This window comes from Micromonospora sp. CMU55-4 (genome assembly GCF_011602315.1).
Taxonomy (GTDB): Bacteria; Actinomycetota; Actinomycetes; order Mycobacteriales; family Micromonosporaceae; genus Micromonospora; species Micromonospora chalcea.
Genome location: NZ_JAAOLH010000004.1, coordinates 459305 through 485588, shown reverse-complemented (window position 1 = coordinate 485588; position 26284 = coordinate 459305). Strand labels below are relative to the sequence as shown.

Sequence of the window (26284 nt, the reverse complement as noted above, 5' to 3'; positions counted from 1 at the left end):
GCGCGGCGAGGCCCGGCCGCTGTCAGGTCAGCGGCACCCAGGCCAGGCTGGTCATGCCGGCCAGGGCGGTCGCCTTGAGACCGGCGTCGGAGACCGTCCAGAGCACACCGTCGATCATCAGCGAGCGGCGGATCGGCGTCCGCTCGCCGCCGTCGGCCAGGCTCCCCGGATGGTCCACCGCGCCGGCCACCGTGAAGCCCTTGTCGCCGACCCGCAACGCCAGCACGCCGCCGGACGGCGGGCGCTTCGTGCCGTCGGGCCCATCGGTGTCCACGCCCGACTGCATCACCGGGATCACCACCAGCCGCTCCGGCGGCCAGTAGAGAAACGCGTGCGGGTCGTGCTCCGCCTCCGACCAGCCACGGGCGACGTGGTGCTGGGCGATCCGGGTGGGCCGGGCCGGGTCGGCCACGTCGAACAGCGACACCTGGGTGCCCGTCACCTGCCCCTCGTCAGTGGCGTCCTGGCCGACGCCGATCAGGCGGCCGTCGCCGGCCGGGTGCAGGTACGCCGAATACCCGTTGATCTTCAGCTCGCCGGTCACCCGGGGCGCGGCCGGGTCGCGCAGGTCCACGCCGTACAGCGGGTCGGTCTGCCGGAACGTGACCACGTATCCGGTACCGCCGACGAACCGCACCGCGAAGATCCGCTCGCCCTTGCCGAGGCCGGTGACCGCGCCGACCCGCTTCAGCGTGGGACCGTCGGCGCGCAGCACGTAGACGCCCGACTGGGAGGACCTCTCCCGCCTCCACGTGTCGCCGGTGGTGGTGGCGACCCGCAGGTGACCGTCCCACTCGGACAGCGCGTACTGGTTGATCAGCCAGCCGGGCACCGACCCGGCGGCGACGAAGCGCGGCGTGCCCGCGGCGGTGTCGAACTGATAGATCTCGGTGCTGACGTCGCGCGCCTCCGGTGACGCGGCGCGCCACGTCCGCCAGCGCTGGTCGGCGGCGACGTAGAGGCGTCGACCGTTGCTGTACACCGTGTCGCCGTCCGCGAACACGGTGACCGGGTCACCGGCGCCGAGCGCGGACGCGCCCAGGTCGAAGCTGAGCACGGTGAGCGTCGAGGCGGCGGAGAAGCCGGCCGGCCGACTCACCCGATCGCAGCCGACCCGACCGCTGCCGACAGTGCGGACGCTGTCGCGGACCTCGTACCGGGGCAGCCAGTCGTCGAGCGTGGCCTTGTCGATGACCGCGCGGTTCGCGGCGATCCGCTGCGCGTCGGTACGCTCCCCCGGCTGCTGCGGAAACTCGAGCCGGTGACCGGAACTGATCACGATGCGGGCGGTCGCGCCGACCTGCCGTGCGTCGACCATCCGGCCGTCGACCCGGTACTCGCCGACGACGCGCGGCGCTGCGGCGAGGTCGACCAGGACCAGCCGGGCCTGCCCGACCACGCCGGGTGCGGGACGCCGACCGGGCACCGTGGACTCTGGGACCCTTCCGGCGCGCAGCAGCACGAGCGCGCGGTCCCCGTGCAGCAGCAGGCTGCCCTCCTGCCCGGAGAACCGGTCGGCGGCCGGATCGAGCGCCAGCCGGCCGGTCTGCCGGCGGGTCGCCGGGTCGACGACCGTCAGCACGCCCCGGCCGTACGTGACGATGCGCCGGCCGTCGGTCTTGACCAGGTCCGGCTCGTCCACGCCGGCCTCGTGCACGTTCGTCCCGGAGAAGTCCGGAGTGGACGCCGACCCGGCCGCCTTCTGGGTGCCGCTGTCGGCCCCGGCCTCCGCGCCGAACCGGAGCAGGTCGCGGCCCGGCCCGAGACCCCACGGTCCCACCGCCGCCCGAGCGGCCGCCCGGATCTGCCGTAGCGCCTCGTCGCAGGAGTCGAACGCGACGAGCCGCAACCCACCGGCCGGAACGGGCCGGCCGGTGGGCGGCGGATCGGCCGAGGGTGACGCGGTGCAGCCACCGAGGGCCAGCGCGGCGGCCAGCGTCCATCCGATCGTCCGGAATCTGCGAAAGGTCATGGGCCGTCAGACGTGGCCGCGGCGAGCGCGGTTCCCGGCCGAACGCGCTCAGCCGCCGGCCATCGCGCCGAGCACGATGAACGGCTCCTTGCCCTTGACGACCTCCTCGGGCAGCGGATCGTCCGGCGACTCGTTCGACAGGTCCAGCTCGCAGGCGTAGAAGCGGACGAACGGCCGGCGCTTCCCGCTGTGCCGGTCGCGGATCGTGCCGAGCAGCATCGGGTACGCGGCCTCCAGCGCGTCGAGCACCTCCCGCTGGGTGGGCGGCCCGGCCACCTCGACGCGTACCTCGCCGGTGACGTGCGCCAGGTTCTTCAGGTGCGCCGGCAGCACCACCCGGATCACGGCAGCACCTGGACCTCGACCGAGAGCACGGCCGGCAGGTCACGCACGATCGGCGCCCAGGTGTTGCCGCCGTCGGCCGAGTGGTAGACCTGACCGCCGGTGGTGCCGAAGTAGATTCCGCAGGGGTCGAGCGTGTCGACGGCCATCGCGTCGCGCAGCACGTTGACGTAGCAGTGCGACTGCGGCAGCCCTTCGGTCAGCGGCTCCCAGTGCTCACCGCCGGTACGGCTGCGGTAGACGCGCAGCTTGCCCTCCGGCGGGTAGTGCAGCGAGTCGCTGGTGATCGGCACCACGTAGACCGTCTCCGGCTCGTGTGCGTGCACCGCGATCGGGAAGCCGAAGTCCGTCGGCAGGTCGCCGCTGATCTCCCGCCAGTTGCCGCCGGCGTCGTCGGTGCGCATGACGTCCCAGTGCTTCTGCATGAACAGCGTGTCCGGCCGGGACGGGTGCTGGGCGAGACGGTGCACGCAGTGCCCCACCTCGGAGTCGGTGTCGGGGATCTCGCCGGAACGAAGTCCCTTGTTGATCGGCAGCCAGCTCGCGCCGCCGTCGTCGCTGCGGAACGCGCCCGCCGCCGAGATCGCGACGTAGATCCGGTCCCGGTCGGCCGCGTCGAGGATGATCGTGTGCAGGCACATCCCGCCCGCGCCGGGCTGCCAGGACGGGCCGGTCGGGTGCTGCCGCAGCGCGGTCAGCTCGGACCACTTCTGGCCGCCGTCGGTGGACAGGTAGAGCGCGGCGTCCTCACCGCCCGCGTACACGGTGTCGGGGTCGTGGCGGGACGGCTCCAGGTGCCAGATCCGCTTGAACTCCCACGGGCGCGGGGTGCCGTCGTACCAGAGGTGCTGCCCGACCTCGCCGCTGTAGGCGAAGTCGTTGCCGACTGTCGTCCAGTTCCGGCCGCCGTCGTCCGAACGCTGGATCAGCTGCCCGAACCAGCCGCCGGACTGGGACGCGTAGAGCCGGTCCGGTTCGACGGGTGAACCTGTGAGGTGGTAGATCTCCCATCCGCCGAAGTGCGGTCCGTCGACGGTCCAGTCGTCGCGCTTGCCGTCCGACGTCAGAATGAACGCGCCCTTGCGCGTGCCGACAAGTACCCGTACGCCGCTCATGTCTCGTCCTCCATCCAGGTGTCTTCCCTGCACTGACCGCGGGCCTCGCCGAAACTCATCGTCGTGGTACTCCCAGGCTTGACATTTCTCCGCCGGACGCGCGGCGGCCGGGCGCCACGCCGGTACGGCGGGAATGTCGGGGGCTGCGGCTAGCGTGCGGGCATGACCGGTCCCGGAGACGTTCCGCCCGAGCACCTCGACCGCCTGCGCCCGGTCTGCCTCGGCCTGCCCGACGCCTACGAGGAGCCGGCCTGGGTGGGTGTGCGGTGGCGCGTGCGCGGCCGCACGTTCGCCCACGTGCTCACCGTCGACCCCGGCCACCAGGCCGCGTACGCGCGGGCGGCGGCGACCGACGAGCCGGTCTGCGTGATGACGTTCCGCTCCCCCGGCGACGAGATCGCCGGGCTACTCGCGGCCGGGCCGCACTTCTTCAAGCCGGACTGGGCCGCCGACGTGGTCGGCCTGCGACTCGACGCGGACTCGGACTGGACCGAGGTCGCCGAGCTGCTCACCGAGAGCTACTGCGTGCTGGCCCCGAAGAAGCTGGTCGCCCTCGTCGACCGGCCCGGCTGAATCAGCCGAGCTTCTTGCGCAGCGTCTCGAACGCCAGGTCCGGCCGCAGCGGCACGCCGAAGCGCTCGTCGCCGTACGGGAACGGGCTCAGCTCGCCGGTGCGGACGTAGCCGCGCCGCTCGTACCAGGCGATCAGGTCGTCGCGCTGGACGATCACGGTCATCCGCATCTCACCGGCATGCCACTGCTGCGTCGCGTACCGCTCGGCCTCGGCCAGCAGCTCCCGGCCCAGGCCGCCGCCCTGCCGGCCGGGGGCCACCGCGAACATCCCGAAGTAGACGTGGTCGTCGCGGCGTTCCAGCTGGCAGCAGGCGAGCAGGTCACCGTCCTGCTCGGCGACCAGCACCACGCCGTCCGGGGCGGTGACCGCCGAGGCGACCATGTCCGGGTCGGTGCGCTGCCCGGCCAGCAGGTCCGCCTCGTGGGTCCAGCCCTGCCGGCTGCGCTCACCCCGGTACGCCGACTCGATCAGGTCGACGAGGGCGGCCACGTCGCCGGGGCGGGCGACCCGGACGGTACGGGATGCGGGGCTGGTCATGGCGGTTCTCCACGGTCGCGGCTGCGTACCTGGTCAGCGTACGCACGCGGGCGTCGCGGCCGGCGGCCGGGACCACGGGGCGGGACGGCTGGTGGTTCACTGCCCGGCATGGAGACGACGATCGGCACGGCGGGCCTGCCCGCGGTCCTCGACCTGCCGGCCGCGCCGGTACGGGGAGGCCTGGTGGTGCTGCACGGCTCGCACGCCGGGCAGCGTTCCCACTTCCTGTACGCGCACCTGGCCCGGCTGCTGCCCAGGGCCGGGATCGCGGTGCTGCGCTACGACCGCCGCCCCCGCGTCGACGGGCACGACGTGCCGCTGGCCGACCAGGCCGACGACGCCTCCGCCGCGCTCACCGAGCTGCGCCGGCACGTCGGGGCGGTCCCGGTCGGGTTGTGGGGGTTCAGCCAGGGCGCGTGGGCGGCGGCGCTGACCGCCACCCGGCACCCGGTCGACTTCCTGGTCCTGGTCGGTTGCAGCGGGGTGAGCCCCGCGAGGCAGATGCGCTACGGCACCGCTGAGCAGTTGCGCCGGCACGGGTACGGGCCGGCCGACGTGGTGGAGCTGACCCGGCTGCGCGCGCTCGCCGAGGACTACCTGCGCGGCGACGTGCCACGCGCGGTGGCGCAGGCGGAGCTGGACGTCGCCGTGCGCCACCCCTGGTTCCCACTGGCGTCCCTGCCCGAGGAACTGCCCGCCACGCCCGGCACGTGGACCGACATGGACTACGACCCGGCGCCGGTGCTGGCGCGGCTGACCTGCCCGGTGCTGCTCTGCTGGGGCGAGACGGACGCCTGGATCCCGATCGAGGACAGCCTCGAGGTGTGGCGGCGGGCGGCCCGCGACGCCGAGCTGACGGTGGCCCGGCTGGCGGGCTGCGACCACGCGCCCACGCTCGGCGAGGGTGAGGACCTGGACAGCGTCAGCCCGCAGTACGAGCGGGTGCTGTTGGGCTGGCTGGACCGCCTGCTGCCGCCGGCCGGCTGAGCGGGCTGCCGGTTCCGCCTCCAATTCTCCGCGCGCCGCGCCGCCGCCGACGGCTAGCCTGCCGGGCATGGATGCCGCGCTGCCCACGTTCGAGTTCGCCTTCCCCGGCCCGCTGCGCGACCAGCTCGTCGCCGCGGTGCTCGACGGGAGCAAGAGCACCACTACCGCGCTGGTCCAGGACTACGAGATCGACGGCGAGCCACTGCCGGCCGTCGGTACCCGCTCGGCGGTGATCGACTCCGACGGCCGGCCCGTGGCGGTGATCGAGCTGGTCGAGGTCCGCGTCGCCCGCCTCGGCGACGTCGATCTCGACCACGCGCGGGACGAGGGCGAGGGCTACGAGTCGGTCGCCGCCTGGCGGGCCGGCCACGAGCGGTTCTGGCACGGCGAGGACTACCGCGGCTGGCTCGGCGACCCGGCGTTCACCGTCGACGACGACACCATGGCCGTGCTGGAACGCTTCCGCCTGGTCGAGACGCTCTGACCGCGCGCCCGGCTCAGGGGGCGGCGAGCCAGGCGCGCAGCTGGTCGCCGTGCTCGTCCAGCTGCGGGGGCGGCAGCTCGTAGCGCGGCGGGGTGCCGGACAGGCCGATCGGGTTGCGGATCCCCGGCACGCCGCCGGTCGTCGCCACCGGCTCCAGGCCCAGCCCCTGCGCCAGCGCCACGCCCTCGGCCACCGAGTTGATCGGGCTGCACGGCACGCCCGCCGCGCGCAGCTCGCCGAACCACTCCGCGCTGCCGCGCCGGGACAGCGCCGCCACCAGCAGCGGCCGCAGCTCGTCGCGGTGCGCGACGCGGTCGGCGTTGCGCCGGAACCGCGCGTCGCCGGCCAGTTCCGGCACGCCCAGCACCCGGCAGAGGGTACGGAACTGCGCGTCGTTGCCGGCGATCACCACCAGTTCGCCGTCGGCGGTGGGCAGCGGCTCGTACGGCACGATGCTCGGATGCGCGTTGCCCATCCGGTGCGGCTGCGCGGCCCCGGCCACGTGCGCGCTGGTGTGGTTGACCAGCCCGGACAGCGCCGACGAGAGCAGGTCCACCGTGACGTGCTGCCCGCGCCCGGTCTCCTCGCGGTGCCGCAGCGCGGCCAGGATCCCGACCGCCGCGTGCAGCCCGGCGATCACGTCGAACACCGCGACACCGGCCTTGTAGGGCGGGCCGTCGGCGTCCCCGGTGAGGCTCATCAGCCCGGCGGCGGCCTGCACCATGAGGTCGTACCCGGGCAGGTCGGCACCCCCGGCGGCGCCGAAGCCGCTGATCGAGGCGTACACCAGGCGGGCGTTGCGGGCGGTGACCGTGTCGTGGTCGAGGCCGAAGCGGCGCAGCGCGCCCGGACGGAAATTCTGGATCAGCACGTCGGCCCGGTCGGCCAGCCGGTGCGCCAGCGTCAGGTCGCCGGGGTCGGTCAGGTCGAGCACCAGTGAGCGCTTGTTGCGGTTGACCGCCAGGTAGTAGGTGGAGACGTCGTCGCGGACCGGGGGCCGCCAGCCGCGGGTGTCGTCGCCGCCCGGTGACTCCACCTTGACCACGTCCGCGCCGAGGTCCGCCAGGAGCATCGTCGCGTACGGCCCGGCGAGGATGCGGGAGAAGTCGGCGACCAGCACCCCGTGCAACGGACCCGACATGCCGACCCCTTTCTCGCCGCCGACCACGATGACACATTCCTGACGGCCCACCCGGCCGGGGTGGCCCGTCCGGCTACGGTCGCCTCGGGGACGTACCGGAAAGGGGTGCCCGTGCCGCTGCTCAGCCGGCTCGCCGAAGCCACCGACGAGCGCCCGGGCGCGATCCGGGTGCAGGACCGCTCGCTGTCCTGGGTGGAGCTGCGCCGGGCGGCCACCGCGGTCGCCGACGACCTGCGCGGCGCGGCCCGGGTGGCGGTGCCCGCGACGGCGACCCTGGAGACGGTGGTCGGCGTGGTCGGCGGGCTGCTCGCCGGCGCGGCGGTGGTGCCGGTGCCGCCCGACGCCGGACCGATGGAACGCGACCACATCCTGCGTGACTACGGCGCGGAGGTGCTGCTGGCGGCGCCGGGCACACGGAAAGCCCATTCGCCGCCGCTCGTGCCGCTGGACCTGGCCCGGCGCTCGGACACCAGCCATCCCGAGCCCGACCCGGCGGCCACCGCGCTGATCCTCTACACCGGCGCGCCCAAGGGCGCGATGCTGTCCCGCCGCGCGGTCGCCGCCTGCCTGGACGGGCTCGCCGACGCCTGGGCCTGGACACCGGACGACCTGCTGGTCCACGGGCTGCCGCTGTTCCACGTGCACGGGCTGGTGCTGGGCGTGCTCGGCCCGCTGCGCGTCGGCAGCCGCCTGCGCCACGTCGGCCGTCCCCACCCCGAACGGTACGCGGCGGCGGGCGGCTCGCTGTACTTCGGCGTACCCACGATCTGGTCGCGGATCGCGGCGCAACCCGCGGCGGCGCGGGCGCTGCGCGGCGCCCGGCTGCTCGTGTCCGGCAGCGCGGCGCTGCCCGATCCGGTCTTCGCGGCGCTGGCCGGGCTGACCGGGCACCGGCCGCTGGAGCGGTACGGCATGACCGAGACGCTCGTGACGGTGAGCGCCCGCGCGGACGTTCCCCGGCGGCCCGGCACCGTGGGTGTGCCGCTGCCCGGCGTGCACACGCGGGTGCGGGACGAGCACGGCGACCCGCTGCCGGCGGACGGCGCGGCCATGGGTGAGCTGCAGGTACGCGGCGGCACGCTGTTCGACGGTTACCTGAACCGGCCGGACGCCGACGCGGCCACCCGCACCGCCGACGGCTGGTTCCGCACCGGCGACGTCGCCACGGTCGACCCGGACGGCGTCCACCGCATCGTCGGCCGGGCCGCCACCGACCTGATCAAAAGCGGCGGGTACCGGATCGGGGCCGGCGAGGTGGAGGACGCGCTGCTGGCCCACCCGGGTGTGCGGGAGGCGGCGGTGGTCGGCACGCCCCACCCCGACCTGGGGCAGCAGGTGACCGCGTACGTGGTCGGCGACGGCGTGGCCGAGGCCGAGCTGATCGACTTCGTGGCGCGGCACCTGTCCGCGCACAAGCGCCCCCGGCAGGTACGGCTGGTCGGCGCGCTGCCCCGCAACGCGATGGGCAAGGTGCAGAAGACCCTGCTGACCGAGGCGTGAGCGGCCCTCTCAGCGGGCCGCTGCCGCGCGGCGGACCTGACGGCGGGCCTCGTCCGCCGGCACGCCTGTGGCACGCAGCAGGTCGTTGGCGACGGTCCGCAACTGCGAGACCACGATGGTGCCGGAGAAGCCGATCTCCTGCCGGCACGCCTCGCCCGCGTCGCGGACCGCGCGCAGCACCCGCTCCCGGGCGGCGGCCGGCTCCTCGGCGGCCAGGAACGCCCGGTGCAGCAGCCGGATCGCCTCGCTGAAGTGCTCCAGCGCGGCGGGCAGGTGCGGCGGCACCGGCTCCCGGTCCCGTAACGCGGTGCCGATGCGGCGCACCATGCCCCGGCTGTTGCGGAACGCCCGGTCCAGGTGCTCGGCGCCGTGCCGATACGCGGCCAGGGCGCGTCGTCGCCGCCAGCGCACCGGGGAGAACCGGACCACCTCGTCGGCGGCGCCGACCATCTCGTCGATCCGGTCCAGTTCCGTCTCGGCGGCGCGCATCCGGGCCAGCACCTCGTCGGCCGCGCGCACGTCGGCGTGTGCAAGCGCCTCCGCCGACGCGGTCATCTGACTGGCGAACGTGTCGAGCGCCGGGTCTGCCACGCGGCGGACCGCGCGCAGCGGGTTCAGCGGCGCGATCACCAGCACCACGAGCAGGCCGACGGCGCCGCCGACGAGCGCGTTGAGGGTCCGGGGCAGCTCCAGGTCGGGCGACACCGGGGTCAGCGTGGCGACCAGCACCGCCGTACCGCCGGCCTGGGTGACGAGCGCGCCGGTACCGCGTACGAGCACCGCCGCGGAGACCGCCAGGAACACGATCACGCCGGTCTGCCACGGCCCGGTGCCGAACAGATGCACCAGCAGGTCACCGACGACGATGCCGAGGACCACCCCGACCACCAGCTCCACGGTCCGCCGGGTGCGGTTGCCGAGCGAGGCGGCGATGACGCTGACCGCCGCGGCCGGCGCGAACGTCGGGTCGGGGTTGCCGAGCACCTCGCGGGCCACCGTCCAGGCCAGCGTGGCCGCGAGGCCGGCCTGGACCGCCACGATGAAGTACGTGCCCAGTCGCCGGCGGCTGGACCGCCCGGCGTCGCGTACCCGGTCGACGGCATCCCGCATGCGGCCGGGTACCCGCGGTCGCCCGCCCGAACCTCACCCGGGGTACGCCATCGTGCCGGTCAGCGCCACCACGCCGGGCAGCCGGGTGTCCTGGCGCAGGAACTGCACCACCACCGGGACCGGGGAACGCAGCACGCAGCCGTACGGGCGGTCCAGTCGCACCGCCTCCGGGTCGATCAGGTCGTTCACCCGTACGTGCCGGATCCGGCGGGCGCCGACCAGTAGCCGGTACGGTCCGACCGGTTCGACGTCCTGGTAGTAGAAGTCCAGCTCCAGCTCGGCGTCCTCGTCGGCGGCGTTGAGCACGCAGAGCTGGTCGAAGGCGGTGAACGCCGGTTCCGGGCCGTGCGCGGGGAACGGCACGTGCCCGCCCGGCACCACCCAGACCCGGGCGCCGACCGGCGCGCTCACGACTCCTCCAGCAGCCGGGCCAGGTCCGGGGTGAGGAACACCCCGTCCGGGTCGAGCCGGCGGCGCACCGCCTGGAAGTCGTCCCAGCGGGGATAGAGGGGACGCAGCTCCCGCGCGCCGAGCCAGTGCTTCTTGCCCCAGTGCGGGCGTCCGCCGTAGTGCCGGAACACCGCCTCCATGTCCCGGAAGTACTCGTCGTACGGCAGCGAGGTGTTCTGCAGGCAGGCGATCGTGGTGGTGGGGCGGCCGTAGGCGTTGCTGAGCCAGATGTCGTCGGCGGCGATGGTGCGGACCAGGACCCGCCAGGCGGCCACCCGGCGGTGCCGGTCGCGCACCCGGCGGCGCACCTCGGCGAAGCAGGCCGGGAACGCCTCCGACGGCAGCATGTACTCGATCTCCTCGAAGCGCAGCTCCCGGTGCCGGGGAATGGTGCGGTGGGTGGGCCCGACCTGGCTCTGCCGCGGCTCGCCGTCCGGCAGCCGGGGCTGTGCCCGGTCCGGCGCGGCGTCCGTGTCGGTGCGGTTGATCACCCGGATCTGCGTCTGGTCGCTGCGCGGGTACCAGTAGAAGTCCATGTTGCGGTTGGTGTGCTGCAGCACGGCGAGGTGGTCCAGGGTCCAGTCCAGGTGCGCGCACCAGGAGCGGCGGTGCAGTTGGTAGGTCGGCTGCACGTCGAGCGTGACCTGGGTGACCACGCCGAGCGCGCCGAGGGAGAGGCGCACCGCCGGCAGCAGCTCCGGGTTGCGCCGCGCGTCGACGTCCAGCACGTCGCCGGTGCCGGTGACCAGGCGCACGCCGGTGACCTGGGTGCTCAGGTTCCCAAATCCGATGCCGGTGCCGTGGGTGCCGGTGGCGGTCGCCCCAGCGATCGACTGGTAGTCGACGTCGCCCAGGTTGTCCATGGCCAGCCCGGCGTCGTAGAGCCCTTCGCCCAGCGCCCGCAGCTTCGTGCCGGCCCACGCGGTCGCGACCCGCCCGTCGTCGGAGATCACCCCGGCCATCCGGTCCAGGCTCAGCAGGATCCCGTCGGTACGCACCAGCGGGCTGGACGAGTGCCCCGAGCCGACCGGCCGGACGGTCGCGCGCGTGGCCCGGGCACGGCGCACCAGGTCGCACACCTCGGCCTCGTCGGCCGGCTCGGCCCGGTCCGCCGGTGTAAAGCGGAGACTGCCGGACCAGTTCACGAACTCGCGTGTCACAGCGGCCCCTCCCCGGCCCGCTTACCCGTGCCCGCGCCGGGTAGTCACCGCCGTGTCCGAGCCGCCGCTGTCGTTCCCGCCGATCGACGCGTACGCGTTCCTGTCCGACACGCACACCACGGCGCTCGTCGCACCGGACGGGGCGGTCGAGTGGTTCTGCGTACCGGACGCGGCGGGCGACGCGGTCGCGGCCCGGCTGCTCGACCGGGACACCGGCGGCCGGTTCACGCTCACCGTCGCCGGCTGCCCGGCGCCGCGGCGCCGCTACCGGCCGGACACGCTGGTGCTGGAGAACGACTGGGCCGCCCCGTCCGGCGCGGCGGCCGGCGAGGACCTGCTCGCGGTCCGGCCCGGCGCCGCCGACCGGCCGATCCACGCCGAGCGGGCGCTGGTGCGCCGGCTGCGAATCACCGACGGTGTGCTGCGGGTCCGCGCCGAGCTGACGCCCCGGCCCGGGTACGGGGCACGCCCGGTGCGCTGGCGGCGCGACGGTAACGGCTGGCACGCCGACGGCACGCCGCTGCGGCTGCGCACCGACCTGCCGGTCACCGTCGAGGACGGCACGCTCGTCGCCGAGGCGGAGCTGCGCGCCGGGCAGGACGCGACGCTGCTTCTCGGGTACGCCGACCCGGTGCCCGCCCTCGCCGACGCCGAGGAGCTGACCGAGCGGACCGCCGACAGCTGGCGGGCGTGGTCGGCGCGCGGCGACTACACGGGCTTCGCGGCCGGCGCGGTCCGGCACAGCGCCCTGGTGCTGCGCGGCCTGTCCTACGACGAGACCGGCGCGCTGCTGGCCGCCCCGACCACATCGCTGCCCGAGGAGATCGGCGGGGTCCGCAACTGGGACTACCGCTTCACCTGGCACCGGGACGCGGCGCTGCTGCTGCTCGCGCTGTTCCGCCTGGGCCACGCCGAGGAGGGCCGCCGCTATCTGCGGTTCCTGCTCGGCATCTGCGCGCGGCAGCATCCGCTCGCGCCGCTCGTCGGCATCCACGGCCACGCCACCGAGGAGCGTGAGCTGCCGCACCTGTCCGGCTACGCCGGCTCGGCGCCGGTGCGGGTCGGCAACGAGGCGGCGAACCAGATCCAGTTCGACACGTACGGGCACATCCTCGACGCGGCGCTTGCCTACCAGCTGCTCACCGGCGAGCTGACCGGCCCGCAGTGGGCGCTGCTGCGGCGGCACGTCGAGACCATGGCGGAGCGCTGGCGGGAACCGGACCACGGGGTGTGGGAGATCCGCGGCCCGTGCCGGCACTACGTCTACTCGAAGGTGATGACCTGGGTCTGCCTGGACCGGGGCATCCGCCTCGCCGGGCTGCTCGGCGACGGCGCCGCGCCGGTGGACCGGTGGCGCCGGGAACGTGACGCGCTGCACGCCGAGGTGCTCGACCGCGGGTACGACGAGCGCGCCGGCAGTTTCGTCATGGCGTACGGCGGGACCGAGCCGGACGCCTCGCTGCTGCGGATGCCGCTCGTCGGGTTCCTGCCCGGCGACGACGCCCGAGTGGTCGCCACCGTCGAACGGATCCGCGCCGACCTCGCCGTCGCACCCGACCTGATCCGGCGCTACCGGGCCGACGACGGGCTGCCCGGCACCGAGGGGGCGTTCCTGCTCTGCTCCTTCGAGCTGGTCTCGGCGCTGGTACTGGCCGGCCGGCACGGCGAGGCGCGGGACATCTTCGACCGGCTGGCCGGCCGGGCCGGGCCGCTCGGCCTGCATCCGGAGGAACGCGCGCCCGACGGCACGGCGCTGGGCAACTTCCCGCAAGCGTTCACCCATCTGGCACTGATCGAGGCTGCGCTGAACCTGGACTCGGCGGGCGACCGGGACGCGCTGCACGCGTGGGCGGAACGGTCAGCGGCCGCGGCGGCGTGACCGGCACCCCGCCGGGAACCAGCGCGCCGGTCCGGACGACTATCCTTGTATGGCGTGTGAGCAGTGGCGGGAAATCCTGTCGGCACAGCTGGACGGTGAGGCGTCCAGCTCGGAGATCGAGGCGGCCGAGGCGCACCTGACCGGCTGCGCCGGCTGCCGGGGCTGGTTCGACTCGGCCGCGGCGGTCACCCGGCGGGCCCGTACGCAGCTCGCCCCGCGCGTACCCGACCTGGTCGACGCGGTGCTCGCCGCCGCGCCGCCGCCCCGGCCGAGCCGCCGCCAGCGGATCGCGCTCGGACTGCGCGGGGCGCTCGGGCTGCTCGGCGCGGTGCAGCTCGTACTCGGCCTGGCCCAGATCGGCCGGGAGGCGGTGGTCGCGCACGCCCACACCTCCGGCCAGCACCTGTGGCACGAGTCGGCGGCGTGGAACGTAGCAGTCGGCGCCGGGTTCCTCTACGTGGCGGCACGCCGGACCACGCCGTCCGGCCTGCTGCCGATGCTCAGCGCGTTCGTCGCCACGCTGGTGCTGCTGTCGGTGAACGACCTGATCACCGGTCAGGTCGCGATGACCCGGCTGGTCAGCCACGGCTTCCTGCTGGTCGGCTGGGCCGTGATGCTGGTGCTGTCCCGGCCGGGCTGGCGCCCCGGCGACACGCCGCCCGGGCGGGGCCGGTCGAGCGGATCGCGGTGGGCGCTGCGCACCGAGGAACCGGCCGCGCCGGCGCCGCTGCGGCTGGTGCAGCCGGGCCCGTACCCCGCACAGGCCCGCAACCGGCGCGCGGCCTGAACCGCCGGACGGCCGGGGCCCGCGGGTGTCAGCGGGCCCGGCGGTCACGGACGTCGCCGGACCAGGCGGCGGCCAGGTCCTCCCGGGCGCGGGCGACCCGTGACCGGATCGTGCCGACCGGGCAGCCGCACACCTCGGCGGCCTCGGCGTAGGACAGGCCCAGCACCTGGGTGGCCACGAACGCCTCCCGGCGGTCCGGGGCGAGCGCCGCGATGAGCCCGCGCAACACCACCCCGTCGTCCCCGCCGCGGGTCACCGCCCCGGCCGCCTCGGCGGCGGCCTGCCAGTCCGCCAGCGCGGCCGTCCGGGGCCGCGCGGTCGCCGCCCGCACGTGGTCCACCGCGACCCGGCGGGCGATGGTGAAGACCCAGGTACGCGCCGACGACCGGCCCGCGAAGCCGGGCAGGCTGCGCAGCGCGCGCAGGAACGTCTCCTGGGCCAGGTCGTCGGCCTCGGCCGGCCCGGCCAGGTGGGCGAGGAACCGCCACACCGGCGCCTGGAGGGCACGGACGAACGCGGCAGCGGCCAGCCGGTCACCACGGGCGGCGCTCCGGGCCCACCCGGTCACCTGCTCGTCGTCGGCGTCCGGGCTCATCCTCGGCCGGCCCGCCGGCCCGACATCGTCATGCCCGACGGTACGGATCCGCTGCCCGCTCGGTTCATCCCTGGCGTCCCTCCTGCCACCGGGCCTGACTGTCGGCGACCTCCGGTTGGTCGGCCGGCGGGCGGGAAAAGTTCCCGAACCGGGTCAGTCGTCGTCGACGGAGACGGTGACCGGCCCGACCCGCAGGACGCCGTCGGTGAGCGGCGCGCAGCGCACACCGCCCCGGCGACGCATCGCCTTCCAGGTGCCGGGCGCGACCACCACGTCGAGCCAGGCGCACGGCGGCGCGGCCCGGTGCACCCGCAGGCGGACCGGACCGTCGCCGGAGTCGAGCGTGAGCACCCGGCCGACCAGCTCGTCCACCGGGATGCCGTCGGTCAGCACGTTGCGCCGCAGCTGGGTGAGGTCCGCCCCGGGCGGCAGCGACTCCCGCGCGATCAGCGTGACGCTCGCCTGCCGGTGCGCCGGGCGGCTGAAGTAGCGGTCCCCGACGATGCCGAGCCCGGCGCGCACCTCCACCCGCTCGACCAGTTCACCCGGCGGCGCGGGGGCGGGCCCGTCCGCGGGGCGGCCCACGTACCGGTGCACGGGCGAGGCCAGCAACTGGACGATCCGCGGCATGCCCCGAAGTGTAATCGCGGGCATACCACCGCCAAACCGGACGATAGCCGCACTCACGTATCCGCGCAGTGGGCAGGCCGTTGTACCAGGTGTGACGGCGAGGCGACCCGACGCGATCGGGGCTCATCTCCGGCGGCGGCTGTCCTGGGCGCGGCGCGAGAACGAGCGCCGGCGCCAGGCGTACGAGACGGCGGCGCGGGCCTGGCGGCGGCGCGCGGAGCACCTCGACCGGCTGCGGATCGAGGCGGCCGGCTTCCACGGGTGCGTCCTGACGGGCACCCCGCTACCGGTGCCACTGGACGACGGTGAGGTCGTCTACCGCATCCTGCCCACCGTCGACCTCGTCGAGGCCACGGCCCGGCACCTACCCGGACTGCCGGTGCCGGACGGCACGCTCGCCGGATGTCTCGACCCGGCCGAGGGCCCGCTACCGGCCGGGCTGCGCGTGATCGCCAGCGGCGCCGCCGTGGTGACCGACCGGCGGGTCGCCTTCACCGGGCCCGGCGTCGGCCGGGAGTGGCCCCTGCCGACTCTGCGCGGACTCGGGCACCACCCCGGCCGTCCGGTCACCCTGCTGCACGGCACGGACGGCGGCGCACCGGCGGGTCTGCGCGTGCCGGCGCCGGGCGCGGCGAACGCCCGGTTCTACCTCACCCTGGCCCACGCCGACGCCACCGGTACGCGCACCGCGGTGGTGGAGGACGTCGAGGCGCTGTGGTCCGCCCACCGGGCCGCCCGGCCCCGCCCACCCCGGCCACTCGGGCCGTGGGACGCCCCCGCCGAACGGGCGCTCCCCCAGCGGCTGGCCGCGGCGGGCGTCGCAGCGATGGCCGTACTGCTGGGCGTCACCTCCGCCGGCACCTGGACCGCGACCGCCGGGCAGACCGACCCGGCAGCCCGAACCGCGACCCACCCGGCGACCGCACCCCCACCGGCCGTTTCGTCAGTGCCGCCCGTGGCGACCCCGGTCAACCCGTCGTCTCCCCCCGCGTCCCGGCCGCCCCGGCCCGCGCCGCGACCTCCGGCCGCCGGTTCGGGTGATCGGGTCCCCACCACCGCGCCACCTGCCGCCGGATCCCCGTCGACGCACGTGAGCGGCCGTACGCCCGTGATCGTCGAATCGTCCGGCCCACCCGCCGCCGGTCCGGCGACGCCGGCGCCGAGCGTGAGCCCGACGGCTGATCCGGTTCCGACCGGCGAGCCCGATCCGACAGCGGAGCCGAGCCCGTCCGCCGCATCCGCCGAGCCGAGCGTCCTGGACCTGGTGGGCCTGCACCTCGGCCTGGCCGTCGGTTCCGGCGCAACAGCCCAGCAAGACGCAACCCTCCCCTGACCCCGCCCCACGCTCGCCGCTCTCCCACTTCCCCGCCGTCCCGCCCTCGCGGTCACCCCGCCTCACCCTCGCCGTCGATCTTGCACTTCGCGCCCCGCAGATGCCGGATTCATCCCGCTTTAGGCGGGCCGCAAGTGCAAGATCGCGGGAACGAAGGGCGAGGGGCGGGTGGGGTGGGGGTCAGGGGGTATGGGGGGTCAGGAGGTAGTCGCCGTCTTCTGGGCTCCAGCGCAGCTCGACCGCGCCGCCCGTCGCGGCCGCCTTGCAGAACTGCAGGAAGCTGCGATATCCGAGCTTTTTCTCGCTGAAGTCGGGGCGGGCGCGCCGGAGCTGGTCCTTCAACCCGGACAGCGCGACCGCGCCGCCCTCCCCGGCCAGGTCCACCACCACTGATCGCAGCAGCCCGAACGCGACGTCCCGGTCGCCCTGTTCCGGAAGCGACACCTCCGGGTCGCCCTTCGCCGGCCCCGCCGCCAGCTCCACCACGTTGCGCGCGGCGAGGTGGCGCAGCAGCTCGCCGAAGGTACGGAAGCCGTAGTCGGACTCGCTGAACGTCGGGTCCTTACGCAGCAGCGCGCGCTTGAGCGCGGACGCGGTCACGTCACCGCTGGAGCTGCCCTGCATGCCGGCCACCGTCTGCACGAGCTGGACGGCGAGCGTGTCGACGTCCCGGGCCCGCCCCTCCTCGGCCGCAGCGGCTTCCGGCGCGACCTCCGCCACCGGTTCCGCCACCGGCCCGGGCGGCGCCGTCCGGGCCGGACGCGACCGGCGGGCGGACGGCGGCGGCACGTCGACGCCTTCGAGGCGGTCGTAGTAGAGGAACTCGTCGCAGGCCGGCGGCAGCAACGCCGAGGTGGACTTCTCCACCCCCACACCGATCACCCGCTTGTTGAGTTCGCGCAGCTTGTGGACCAGCGGAGTGAAGTCGCTGTCGCCGGTGCAGATCACGAACGTGGAGATGTAGCCGCGTTCGAACGCCAGCTCGACCGCGTCCACCGCCATCTTGATGTCCGCGGCGTTCTTGCGGGAGGCGCCCATCCGCTGCGGGATCTCGATCAGCTCGACGTGCGACCGGGTGAGCATCCGCCGGTCCTCGTCGAAGTACGACCAGTCCGCGTACGCCCGGCGCACCACCACCCGCCCCCGCTCGGCGAGCGCGTCGGCGATCGGCCGGAAGTCGAACGCACCACCACCGTGGTGGTCGCGTACGCCCAGGGCCAGGTTCTCGTAGTCGAGGAACAGCGCGATCCGGTCTTCGTGATCCACACTGGCAGCCTAGCCCGGCCGGACCGCCGCGCCGGTCAGCGCCGCTCGTCGCGGTAGACCGTCTCGCGGCGGGCCAGCCGCTGGATCGCGTAGCTGCTGACCAGGAGCAGCAGCGCCAGCACCACCTCGACGCCGGCGACGGTGCCGCTGGCGACGGTGAGCCCGAGCAGCAGCAGGATGAGCCCGACGACGGCGAGCAGGCCCGCGAGCAGCATGCGGTTACGCCGTCGCGCCGACCGCTGCGCGTCGTCTGCGCTCACGCTGCCCGCCTCTCCCCGCCGGCCCCCTGTGCCGATCGTAGGCGCTCGTCACGGCCCCGGTGGCGGGTTGGCCCCGCCGGCACGGTCCCGGCGGCGAAAGCCACGCCGACACGGCCGGGCAGGCCCACAGCGCGAGGACACCAGCGGTGGCCGACAACGCGCCCACCCGGCACGGCGGGCGGCACCGCACCGATGTGGCGCGGGGCCGGACGCTCAGGCGTCCGGCCCCGGTCACGGCGGCGGTCAGTGGATCGGCAGCGCCATCGGCTGCTTGTCCTCGCCCGTCTCGCCGTCGAGCAGGTGCGACGGCTCACGCCGGCGCGGCAGGAAGGCGGCCGGGACGAAGGTGAGCAGCACCAGCCCGAACGCGACCCAGAACGTGGTCGAGAAGGCGCCCGCGGCGTAGTCGAGCCCTCGCTCGATGAGCGACGGCGGCACCGGGAACTGCTGGATCAGCTCGGGCCGCTGCTGTGCGGCGATGGCGAGCTGGGATTCGGTCAGCGGGGCGCCGGTGCCCGGGTCGGTCACGCCGGGGATGGGCCGCGAGCCGTTCAGCTCGCTGGTGAGGATGACCGACATGATCGCGGCGCCGATCGATCCGCCGATCTGCTGGAGAATGTTGACCAGCGTGGAGCCGCGCGCCACCTCGGCGGCGCTGAGCGTCTTCAGCGCCGAGGTCATGATCGGCATCATCGTGCCGCCCATGCCGAGGCCCATCACGAACAGCGAGCCGCAGAGCAGCCAGTACGAGGTGTCGGTGCCGAGCTGCGTGAAGGTGAAGAACCCGGCCGCGATGAGCACCAGCGCGAAGGGCACCGTCCGGCCGACCGGCACCCGGTCCGCGAGCGTGCCCGCGATCGGCATGGTCAGCATGGCGCCGATGCCCTGCGGCGCGATCAGCAGGCCCGCGGCGAGCGTCGTCTCGCCGCGTACCTGCAGGAAGTAGCTCGGGAACAGCAGGCCCGCGCCCATGAACGCGATGATGAACACGAACATGGTGATCGAGGCGATGGTGAGGTTGCGGTTGCGGAACAGCCGCAGGTCGAGCAGCGGGTGGCGGGGCCGGAACGAGTAGGCCACGAAGGCGACCACGAGCGCGCCGCCGGCCAGCATCGGCAGCCAGACCTTGGTGTCGGCGATCGTGCCGGTCTCGGGCAGCGTGGAGATGCCGTACAGGAACAGGGCCAGACCCGGCGACAGCATCAGCATGCCGAGGAAGTCGAACGCCTGGGACGGCTCGGCGTTGTCCTTCGGCAGCGCGAGCTGGGCGTAGATCAGCGCGACCACGCCGATCGGCAGGTTGATCAGGAAGATCCAGTGCCAGCTGGCGACGTCGATCAGCCAGCCGCCGAGGATCGGGCCGGTGATCGGGCCGAGCAGCATCGGGATGCCGAGCACTGCCATCAGGCGGCCGATGCGGTGCGGGCCGGCGGCCCGGGTCATGATGGTCATGCCGAGCGGCATGAGCATGCCGCCGCCGAGGCCCTGGACCACACGCCAGGCGATCAGCTCGCCGATCGAGTCGGCGGTGGCGCAGAGCCCGGAGCCGATGGTGAACAGCGCCAGCGCCACCATGTAGAGACGTTTCGTGCCGAACCGGTCGGCGGCCCAGCCGCTGAGCGGGATCACCGTGGCCAGCGCGAGCGTGTAGCCCGTCATGGTCCACGCGACGCGCGCGTACGAGGCGTCGAACTCGCTCTGGAACGTCGGGAGCGCCACGCTGACGACTGTCACGTCGAGGATCGACATGATCGCGCCGAGCACGACGACGCCGGCCACCTTGAGCACCGCGGCGTCGAGCTTTGTCGACGTCGCGACGGGTTGCTGGGTCACTAACGGTCTCCTGGATCCGGTTCGGCTGCCGAAGGCGGTGGGGGTCGCCACGCACCGTCCGGGCGCGGGCGGAACGCGCGGCGGGGCGACGTCCGGCGGGAAGCCTAACCACGACCGGCGACAGACCGGGGCGGATTATGCCGACGGACGAGGCGTCCCGGGCCTGCGCACGGCCGTACGGCGGGCCGGCGGCTCACGGAAAAGGGTGGTTGCGCGCCGATTCGTGAACCTCGGCGGGGCTGTGGGCGCTCCGGCGACGTGACGAAGGTCATCACACGTCCGGGCAGCTCGCAGGCCGGCCGGGGCCGGGTCCGGCGCGGCCGGTACGACGTCGCGGGCGAGGACCGTCTCCAGCGCGTCCCGGGTGAGCGGGTCGGCCCGGCCGATCATGCCCAGGAACGCGGTACGGCCCGCCGGGGTGGCCAGGTGCGGTGTGGCGTCGACGAACAGCCGGCCGCCCGCCTCGTGCATCGGCGCCATGGCGGTCAGCCGCCACATCGACAGGCCCAGCGGCTTCATCGCGTCGGTCATCATCTGCTGGTGGCCGACCGACAGGTAGACGTGGAACGTCCCGTCGGCGGCGGCAGCCGGCACCGGGAACAGCGTGGTGATCGGCCGGCTCTGCAGGATGTGGACGTCGTCCCCGGTCACCGCCCACTCGACGTCCTGCGGGCAGCCGAAGTACGCCTCGATCCGCCGGCCCAGCGCGGCGAGGCGTACCGCCTGCGCGTCGGTCAGCGCCGGCTGGGCCTGCCGCGCCGGGTCGACGGGCGCCTGCAGGGTGCCGCCGCCGGGCGCCGCGTGCACGGCCCGTGACTTCGCGCCGATCCGCCGGCCGACGACAGCGCCGTCGCGCACCGTGAACACGTCCGGGTTCACCAGGCCGGAGACCAGGGCCTCGCCCAGCCCGAAGCCCGCCTCCACCGAGACCACCCGCCGGTCGCCGGTGACCGGGTCGGCGGTGAACAGAACCCCGGCGGCGTCCGGGAAGACCATCCGCTGCACCACCACCGCCATGTCCACGGCGCGGTCGTCGATGCCGTGGCGCCGCCGGTAGGTCACCGCCCGGTCGGTGAACAGCGAGGCCCAGCAGCGGCTGACGTGCCGCAGCACCTCGGCCGTGCCGACCACGTTGAGGTAGGTGTCCTGCTGGCCGGCGAACGAGGCGTCCGGCAGGTCCTCCGCGGTCGCGCTGGAGCGCACCGCGTACGCGGCGTCCGCCCCGAGCGCGGCCAGCGCGGCGGTGACCGCCGCCGCGACGTCGCCGGGCAGGGCGGTCCGCTCGACGGCGCGACGGACCTCGGCGGCGGCCGTGCGCAGCGCCGCCGGGTCGTCCGCGTCCGCGCGGGCCAGCCGGTCCAGCGGGCCGGCCAACGCCGGCGTCCGCGCCACCAGCCGGAAGGCGTCCGTCGTCACGCAGAAACCCCTGGGTACGCGCACCCCGTCGATCCGCGTCAGCGCCCCCAGGTGCGCGCCCTTGCCGCCGACCGCGGCGATCCGCGCCTCGTCCACCTCGTGCAGTTGCCACACGTACCGTCCGGTCATGCCGTGCCCCCGTTTTCGCAGCTCAACCCGCATCGGCCGATGATTCTGCGGCATCACCGGGGCCTTGCGGCAAGACCGGGGGTGCGATATACATTGATAGTGGCAAGGAGATCTGTCTCCTTGCCTTTCGTTATGCCGCAGCCTTTCGTTTTGCCGCACCACGAACCCCTGCCCTGACCCGCTGCCGTCACGTGAGTCAGATCTCCCCGCCCCGGGTGGAGTGCCGGGGGCGCGACGGGGCAAGAAGCGATCACGAGGCCGCGACGCGGCCCGGACGAGCGGGATCGGACGGGGTGGGGGAGACTCGGGCGATGAGCGGCGCTGACACCGACCCGCATACGCGCGCCGACGTCTTCGCCGTCGACGGCGAGATCGGGCCGGACCTGGCGCGCGTCGACTGGTCCGCGCACCCGCTCGGGCCGCCGGACACCTGGCCGCAGAGCCTGCGGACCTCGGTGCGGATCCTGCTGTCCTCCCGGTTCCCGATGTGGATGGCCTGGGGACCGCAGCTCACGTTCTTCTGCAACGCCGCCTACCGGCGGGACACGCTCGGCCGCAAGTACCCGTGGGCGCTGGGCCGCCCGGCGAACGAGGTGTGGACCGAGATCTGGGACGACATCGGTCCCCGCGTCGACACCGTGCTGCGCACCGGCGAGGCGACCTGGGACGAGGGGCTGCTGCTGTTCCTGGAGCGGGCCGGCTACCGGGAGGAGACGTACCACACGTTCTCCTACAGCCCGCTGCGCGACGACGACGGCAGCCTCGTCGGGATGCTCTGCGTGGTCAGCGAGGACACCGAGCGGGTCATCGGCGAGCGGCGGATGGCCACGCTGCGCGACCTCGGCTCGGACCCGAGCGTCATCCGCACCGAGCAGGAGACGCTCACGTTCGTCAGCCGCCAGCTGGCCCGCAACCCGCAGGACCTGCCGTTCACGCTCACCTACCTGTACGACCAGGACGGCGACGCCCGGCTGGCGGAGGCGACCGGGCTGCCGGCCGGTCACCCGGCGGCCCCGGCCACGCTGTCCCTCACCGACCCCGCCGCCCCGTGGCCGGCCGGCGCGCTCACCGAGGGCGACCCGGTACGGGTGACGCTCGACGGCCCGGCCTTCGCGGACCTGCCCGCGGGTGTCTGGCCCGCCCCGCCGGCCGAGGCCCTGCTGGTGCCGCTACGGCAGCAGGGCGGCGCGCCGTACGGGTTCCTGGTGGCGGGACTCAACCGCTACCGGGCGCTGGACGACGGCTACCGCGGCTTCGTGGAGCTGACCGCCGGGCACCTGGCGACCGGAATCGCGAGCGCCCGCAGCTACCAGGCGCAGCAGCGGCGGGCCGAGGAGCTCGCCGAACTGGACCGCGCCAAGACCGCCTTCTTCTCCAACATCAGTCACGAGTTCCGCACCCCGCTCACGTTGATCATGGGGCCGGTGGACGAGCTGCGCGGCCGGCTGCACGACGCCGACGAGCGGGTCCGCACGGAGCTGGACGTCATCCGCCGCAACGGGCTGCGCCTGGGCAAGCTGGTCAACAGCCTGCTCGACTTCTCCCGCATCGAGGCGGGCCGGATGCAGGCCCGCTACGAGCCGGTGGATCTGGCCGCGGTGACCGCCGACCTGGCCAGCGTCTTCCGGTCGGCGATCGAGCGCGCCGGCCTCTCCTTCGAGGTCGACTGCGCGCCCCTGCCCGAGCCGGTGCACGTGGATCGGGGCATGTGGGAGAAGGTGGTGCTCAACCTGCTCAGCAACGCGCTGAAGTTCACCTTCGACGGGACGGTGCGGGTGCGGATGGACGCCGAGCACGGGATGGCCGTGCTGCGGATCTCCGACACCGGCATCGGCGTCCCGGCCGAGGAGATGCCGCGCCTGTTCGAGCGGTTCCACCGCATCGAGAACGCCCGGTCCCGCTCCGGCGAGGGCAGCGGCATCGGCCTCGCCCTGGTCAAGGAACTGGTCTCGCTGCACGGCGGCGACATCGACGCGGACAGCACTGTGGGCCGCGGCACCACCTTCACCGTCCGGTTGCCGTTCGGCGCCGCTCACCTGCCCGCCGACGCGCTCACCCCGGCCGGCGCCGGCCGGGCGCCCGGGTCGGCCGAGCCGTTCGTGCAGGAGGCGCTGCGCTGGCTGCCCGCCGACCCGGGCGCCGTTGTCGGCGAGGACGGGCCCGCCGCCACGGACGGCCCGGTGCATCCGCTGCCCGGCGGCGCGCCGGCCCGCGTCCTGGTGGCCGACGACAACGCCGACATGCGGGAGTACCTCACCCGGCTGCTGCGCTCGGCCGGACACGAGGTGCACACGGTCGCCGACGGGCGTGCCGCGCTGGACGCCGCCCGCGCGCAGACGCCCGACCTGGTGGTCAGCGACGTGATGATGCCCCGGCTCGACGGCCTGCAACTGGTGGCCGCGTTGCGCGCCGATCCCCGTACGGCCGGCACGCCGGTGCTGCTGCTGTCCGCCCGCGCCGGCCAGGAGGCCTCGATCGAAGGGCTGGAGGCCGGCGCCGACGACTACCTGGTCAAGCCGTTCCCGGCCGCCGAGCTGCTGGCCCGCGTACGCGCCAACGTGGAGCTGGCGCGGCTGCGCAACCACCACGCGCGCTGGCGCACCGCGCTCGTCGACTCGCTGCAGGAGGCGTTCTTCGTCTGCGACGAGGACGGCGCCGTGGTCGAGATCAACGCGGCGTTCACCGACGTCCTCGGCTACGGGACCGAGGGCCTGCCCTATCCGCCGGTACAGCCGTGGTGGCCGGACCAGGAGGCCGAACCGGACGCGCACCGTCAGGTGGCCGCCGCGTTCTCGAGGCTGGTCGGCCAGTCCCGCGGCACCTACACCGTGCCGGTGACCCATCGCGACGGGCACCGGATCTGGATCTCTGCCGCGTTCAACCAGGTGGACGACCCGGACAGCGGCCGGCGGATGATCGTGGGCACGTTCCGTGACGTCACCGCCGAGCACTACGCGGTCCAGCGGGAGACCGCCCTGGCCGGGCTCGGCATGCGCCTGTCCCGGGCCGACGACCTCGCCGACGCGCTGCACGGCGTGCTGGACGAGCTGCGCAAGCTGTGGCGGGCCGCGGGCGTGCTCACCGCCGTCTTCGGTGACCTGCCCACCCCCGACGTGACCGGCACCGACCCGGCGGCCCGGTGGGCGACGCTGCCCGCCAAACGCCGGCAGGCGTTGCTCGCGCTGCGCGACACCCCGCTGCTGACGCCGGTGGCGACTCGCCGGCACGGCGCCGGGATCGCAGTCGAGCACCCGCACGGCACCATGGCGCTCTGGATCGACCTGGGCGAGAAGCGGCCCTTCACCGAGCAGGACCAGACCCTGCTGGCGCTGCTGGCCGGCCACATCGGTCAGGGGCTGCACCGGGTGCACCAGATCGACCAGCAGCGGGAGACCGCGCTGGCCCTGCAACGCGCGATCCTCGGCCCGGCGCAACTGCCCGCCGGCTTCGCCGTGCGGTACGCCCCCGCCGCGGTGCCGCTGAAGGTCGGCGGCGACTGGTACGACACGGTGGAGCTGCCGGACGGGCGCATCGGCATCGTCGTCGGCGACTGCGTGGGACACGGGCTGCGGGCCGCCACCGTGATGGGGCAGCTGCGCAGCGCGTGCCGCGCCCTGCTGTTGCAGGACCCCAGCCCGGCCCGGACGCTGGCGGCGCTGGACCGGTTCGCCGCGCTGCTTCCCGGCGCGTCCTGTGCCACCGTCTTCTGCGGCGTCCTCGACCCGGTCACCGGCCTGATGCGCTACTCCAGCGCCGGTCACCCGCCGGCCATCGTGGTCGGCGCCGACGGCACTCCCCAGCTCCTGCAGCACGGCCGGTCCCGGCCGCTGGCCGTCCGCGCGGGTGAGGAACGACCGGAGGCGGAGGCCACGGTGCCGCCGCGCGCCACCCTGATGCTCTACACCGACGGTCTGGTGGAACGCCGCCGCCAGCCGATCACCGTCGGCATCGCCCGCGCCACCGACGCCATCCAGCAGGGCCACCACGCGCCGGTGGAGGTGCTCGCCACCGAGATCATGGATCGGCTCACGCCCGACGGCGGCTACCACGACGACGTGGCGCTGCTGCTCTACCGCCATCCCGGGCCGCTGGAGCTGGAGTTCCCGGCCGAGTCGACGCGGCTGGCCGAGGTGCGTACCGCGCTGCGAGGATGGCTGGACCGTTGCGGGCTGGCCCCGGCCCACGCCTACAACATCCTGGTCGCGGCCGGCGAGGCGTGCGCCAACGCGATCGAGCACGGGCACCGCGACAACCCCGGCGGGCGGATCCGGCTGCGCGCCGCCGCCACCGCGAACAACCTGCGCCTGAGCGTGACCGACAGCGGTCACTGGCGGGAGCGCGAGCAACCCCCCGATCCGCACCGCGGCCGGGGGCTCGTGCTCATGCGCGCGCTGATGGACAGCATCAGCGTCACCCCGGGAGCGACCGGCACCACCGTCGACATGCAGGCGAGGATCACCGCATGAGCGCGTCCCTGACTCTCACCACGAGCGACCGTCCCGACGGCGTCCGCGTGCTGACCGCCGTCGGCGAGATCGACATGAGCAACGCGTCCTCGTTCGCCGACGCGCTGGCCGAGGGGGTACGGCCCGAGGGCGAACCCCTGGTCGTGGACCTCACGAAGGTCGAGTACCTGGACAGCGCCGGGCTGGCCGCGCTGTTCCCGCACGCCGACCGGATCGCGCTGGTCGCCGGTCCGCTGCTGGAGCCGCTGCTGACCATCTCCGGGCTGGCCGACCTCACCACGGTCCGCCGCGCCTGACGCCGCCGCTGCGTCAGGCGCT

22 protein-coding genes and 1 pseudogene are annotated in these 26284 nt (G+C 74.5%); 9 read left to right on the top strand and 14 right to left on the bottom strand.

All coding sequences use genetic code 11. From position 1 onward, the window contains the following. Positions 1 to 22 precede the first annotated feature (22 nt). The 3 genes from HA073_RS10465 to HA073_RS10455 are packed head-to-tail and all read right to left on the bottom strand — an operon-like array spanning position 23 to position 3429. Positions 23 to 1972, bottom strand: a complete 1950-nt coding sequence (locus HA073_RS10465) for a beta-propeller domain-containing protein (RefSeq protein WP_240925627.1) — start codon at positions 1970 to 1972, stop codon at positions 23 to 25. 48 nt (positions 1973 to 2020) lie between these two features. Continuing rightward, entirely contained in the window at positions 2021 to 2317 is a 297-nt protein-coding gene (locus tag HA073_RS10460) for a MoaD/ThiS family protein (RefSeq protein WP_064446057.1), read from the bottom strand. Then, positions 2314 to 3429, bottom strand: coding sequence for a sialidase family protein (locus tag HA073_RS10455; protein ID WP_166456245.1), 1116 nt, complete (start codon positions 3427 to 3429; stop codon positions 2314 to 2316). The genes HA073_RS10460 and HA073_RS10455 overlap by 4 nt, the downstream gene beginning before the upstream one ends. A gap of 162 nt (positions 3430 to 3591) precedes the next feature. Between HA073_RS10455 and HA073_RS10450 the strand changes: the two genes are divergently transcribed. Beyond that, positions 3592 to 4002 (top strand): MmcQ/YjbR family DNA-binding protein, encoded by a 411-nt coding sequence (locus HA073_RS10450; protein ID WP_166456244.1) that lies wholly within the window; start codon positions 3592 to 3594, stop codon positions 4000 to 4002. 1 nt (position 4003) lies between these two features. On the opposite strand, the gene HA073_RS10445 is transcribed toward HA073_RS10450, so the two are convergent. After that, positions 4004 to 4540: a GNAT family N-acetyltransferase gene (locus HA073_RS10445; RefSeq protein WP_064446059.1), complete on the bottom strand. Its 537-nt coding sequence runs from the start codon at positions 4538 to 4540 to the stop codon at positions 4004 to 4006. Between the two features lie 108 nt (positions 4541 to 4648). On the opposite strand from HA073_RS10445, the gene HA073_RS10440 reads away from it, so the two are divergent. Then, the gene (locus HA073_RS10440) at positions 4649 to 5527 is read left to right on the top strand and encodes a S9 family peptidase (protein ID WP_166456243.1); all 879 of its coding nucleotides are present in this window, start codon (positions 4649 to 4651) and stop codon (positions 5525 to 5527) included. 67 nt (positions 5528 to 5594) lie between these two features. Then, positions 5595 to 6011, top strand: coding sequence for an ASCH domain-containing protein (locus HA073_RS10435; protein WP_166456242.1), 417 nt, complete (start codon positions 5595 to 5597; stop codon positions 6009 to 6011). Between the two features lie 13 nt (positions 6012 to 6024). Here the strand turns inward: HA073_RS10435 and HA073_RS10430 are convergent, their stop codons facing one another. Further along, entirely contained in the window at positions 6025 to 7152 is a 1128-nt protein-coding gene (locus HA073_RS10430) for a CaiB/BaiF CoA-transferase family protein (protein WP_166456241.1), read from the bottom strand. A gap of 111 nt (positions 7153 to 7263) precedes the next feature. Between HA073_RS10430 and HA073_RS10425 the strand changes: the two genes are divergently transcribed. Beyond that, complete coding sequence (locus HA073_RS10425; RefSeq protein WP_166456240.1) at positions 7264 to 8652, top strand: acyl-CoA synthetase; 1389 nt, start codon at positions 7264 to 7266, stop codon at positions 8650 to 8652. 9 nt (positions 8653 to 8661) lie between these two features. On the opposite strand, the gene HA073_RS10420 is transcribed toward HA073_RS10425, so the two are convergent. The 3 genes from HA073_RS10420 to HA073_RS31110 are packed head-to-tail and all read right to left on the bottom strand — an operon-like array spanning position 8662 to position 11372. Then, positions 8662 to 9762 (bottom strand): aromatic acid exporter family protein, encoded by a 1101-nt coding sequence (locus tag HA073_RS10420; RefSeq protein WP_030502309.1) that lies wholly within the window; start codon positions 9760 to 9762, stop codon positions 8662 to 8664. Positions 9763 to 9795: 33 nt separating this feature from the next. Further along, entirely contained in the window at positions 9796 to 10173 is a 378-nt protein-coding gene (locus HA073_RS10415) for a sensory rhodopsin transducer (RefSeq protein WP_030502308.1), read from the bottom strand. Continuing rightward, entirely contained in the window at positions 10170 to 11372 is a 1203-nt protein-coding gene (locus tag HA073_RS31110) for a D-arabinono-1,4-lactone oxidase (protein WP_030502307.1), read from the bottom strand. The genes HA073_RS10415 and HA073_RS31110 overlap by 4 nt, the downstream gene beginning before the upstream one ends. Positions 11373 to 11424: 52 nt before the next feature. On the opposite strand from HA073_RS31110, the gene HA073_RS10405 reads away from it, so the two are divergent. Both HA073_RS10405 and HA073_RS10400 read left to right on the top strand, forming a co-directional pair. After that, positions 11425 to 13251, top strand: a complete 1827-nt coding sequence (locus tag HA073_RS10405) for a glycoside hydrolase family 15 protein (protein WP_197494852.1) — start codon at positions 11425 to 11427, stop codon at positions 13249 to 13251. Positions 13252 to 13300: 49 nt separating this feature from the next. After that, positions 13301 to 14038 (top strand): zf-HC2 domain-containing protein, encoded by a 738-nt coding sequence (locus HA073_RS10400; protein WP_166456239.1) that lies wholly within the window; start codon positions 13301 to 13303, stop codon positions 14036 to 14038. Between the two features lie 28 nt (positions 14039 to 14066). On the opposite strand, the gene HA073_RS10395 is transcribed toward HA073_RS10400, so the two are convergent. Together HA073_RS10395 and HA073_RS10390 are read right to left on the bottom strand one after the other, a co-directional pair. Then, entirely contained in the window at positions 14067 to 14633 is a 567-nt protein-coding gene (locus tag HA073_RS10395; RefSeq protein WP_043324268.1) for a sigma-70 family RNA polymerase sigma factor, read from the bottom strand. Between the two features lie 153 nt (positions 14634 to 14786). Further along, the gene (locus HA073_RS10390; protein ID WP_166456238.1) at positions 14787 to 15263 is read right to left on the bottom strand and encodes a molybdenum cofactor biosysynthesis protein; all 477 of its coding nucleotides are present in this window, start codon (positions 15261 to 15263) and stop codon (positions 14787 to 14789) included. A 91-nt stretch (positions 15264 to 15354) separates the two neighbouring features. Between HA073_RS10390 and HA073_RS10385 the strand changes: the two genes are divergently transcribed. Next, positions 15355 to 16596 carry a hypothetical protein gene (locus HA073_RS10385; protein WP_309228006.1) on the top strand — a complete coding sequence of 414 codons (1242 nt, stop codon included), beginning with the start codon at positions 15355 to 15357 and terminating at the stop codon, positions 16594 to 16596. Between the two features lie 180 nt (positions 16597 to 16776). On the opposite strand, the gene HA073_RS10380 is transcribed toward HA073_RS10385, so the two are convergent. The 4 genes and pseudogenes from HA073_RS10380 to HA073_RS10365 all read right to left on the bottom strand — a co-directional run. Further along, the gene (locus HA073_RS10380) at positions 16777 to 17862 is read right to left on the bottom strand and encodes a PIN domain-containing protein (RefSeq protein WP_043324272.1); all 1086 of its coding nucleotides are present in this window, start codon (positions 17860 to 17862) and stop codon (positions 16777 to 16779) included. Positions 17863 to 17897: 35 nt separating this feature from the next. Continuing rightward, entirely contained in the window at positions 17898 to 18122 is a 225-nt protein-coding gene (locus tag HA073_RS10375) for a DUF3040 domain-containing protein (protein WP_064446063.1), read from the bottom strand. 243 nt (positions 18123 to 18365) lie between these two features. Beyond that, positions 18366 to 19955: a DHA2 family efflux MFS transporter permease subunit gene (locus tag HA073_RS10370; RefSeq protein ID WP_043324274.1), complete on the bottom strand. Its 1590-nt coding sequence runs from the start codon at positions 19953 to 19955 to the stop codon at positions 18366 to 18368. Positions 19956 to 20249: 294 nt separating this feature from the next. Next, positions 20250 to 21554 (bottom strand): annotated as a pseudogene (locus HA073_RS10365) (PEP/pyruvate-binding domain-containing protein); the annotation flags it as partial. Positions 21555 to 21811: 257 nt separating this feature from the next. On the opposite strand from HA073_RS10365, the gene HA073_RS10360 reads away from it, so the two are divergent. Both HA073_RS10360 and HA073_RS10355 read left to right on the top strand, forming a co-directional pair. Next, a complete protein-coding gene (locus HA073_RS10360) occupies positions 21812 to 25966 on the top strand; it encodes a SpoIIE family protein phosphatase (RefSeq protein ID WP_166456237.1) in 4155 nt (1384 codons plus the stop codon). Further along, positions 25963 to 26262 (top strand): STAS domain-containing protein, encoded by a 300-nt coding sequence (locus tag HA073_RS10355; protein ID WP_043323291.1) that lies wholly within the window; start codon positions 25963 to 25965, stop codon positions 26260 to 26262. Before HA073_RS10360 ends, HA073_RS10355 begins: the two co-directional genes overlap by 4 nt. The last annotated feature ends 22 nt before the right edge of the window (positions 26263 to 26284 follow it).

Bases quoted from the DNA above. Each gene is read 5' to 3' on its own strand.
- HA073_RS10440 (WP_166456243.1), top strand. From the start codon at position 4,649: ATGGAGACGACGATCGGCACGGCGGGCCTGCCCGCGGTCCTCGACCTG.
- HA073_RS10430 (WP_166456241.1), bottom strand. From the start codon at position 7,152: ATGTCGGGTCCGTTGCACGGGGTGCTGGTCGCCGACTTCTCCCGCATC.
- HA073_RS10360 (WP_166456237.1), top strand. From the start codon at position 21,812: ATGAGCGGCGCTGACACCGACCCGCATACGCGCGCCGACGTCTTCGCC.
- HA073_RS10395 (WP_043324268.1), bottom strand. From the start codon at position 14,633: ATGAGCCCGGACGCCGACGACGAGCAGGTGACCGGGTGGGCCCGGAGC.
- HA073_RS10445 (WP_064446059.1), bottom strand. From the start codon at position 4,540: ATGACCAGCCCCGCATCCCGTACCGTCCGGGTCGCCCGCCCCGGCGAC.
- HA073_RS10355 (WP_043323291.1), top strand. From the start codon at position 25,963: ATGAGCGCGTCCCTGACTCTCACCACGAGCGACCGTCCCGACGGCGTC.
- HA073_RS10400 (WP_166456239.1), top strand. From the start codon at position 13,301: ATGGCGTGTGAGCAGTGGCGGGAAATCCTGTCGGCACAGCTGGACGGT.
- HA073_RS10435 (WP_166456242.1), top strand. From the start codon at position 5,595: ATGGATGCCGCGCTGCCCACGTTCGAGTTCGCCTTCCCCGGCCCGCTG.
- HA073_RS10390 (WP_166456238.1), bottom strand. From the start codon at position 15,263: ATGCCGCGGATCGTCCAGTTGCTGGCCTCGCCCGTGCACCGGTACGTG.
- HA073_RS10455 (WP_166456245.1), bottom strand. From the start codon at position 3,429: ATGAGCGGCGTACGGGTACTTGTCGGCACGCGCAAGGGCGCGTTCATT.
- HA073_RS10465 (WP_240925627.1), bottom strand. From the start codon at position 1,972: ATGACCTTTCGCAGATTCCGGACGATCGGATGGACGCTGGCCGCCGCG.
- HA073_RS10420 (WP_030502309.1), bottom strand. From the start codon at position 9,762: ATGCGGGATGCCGTCGACCGGGTACGCGACGCCGGGCGGTCCAGCCGC.
- HA073_RS10450 (WP_166456244.1), top strand. From the start codon at position 3,592: ATGACCGGTCCCGGAGACGTTCCGCCCGAGCACCTCGACCGCCTGCGC.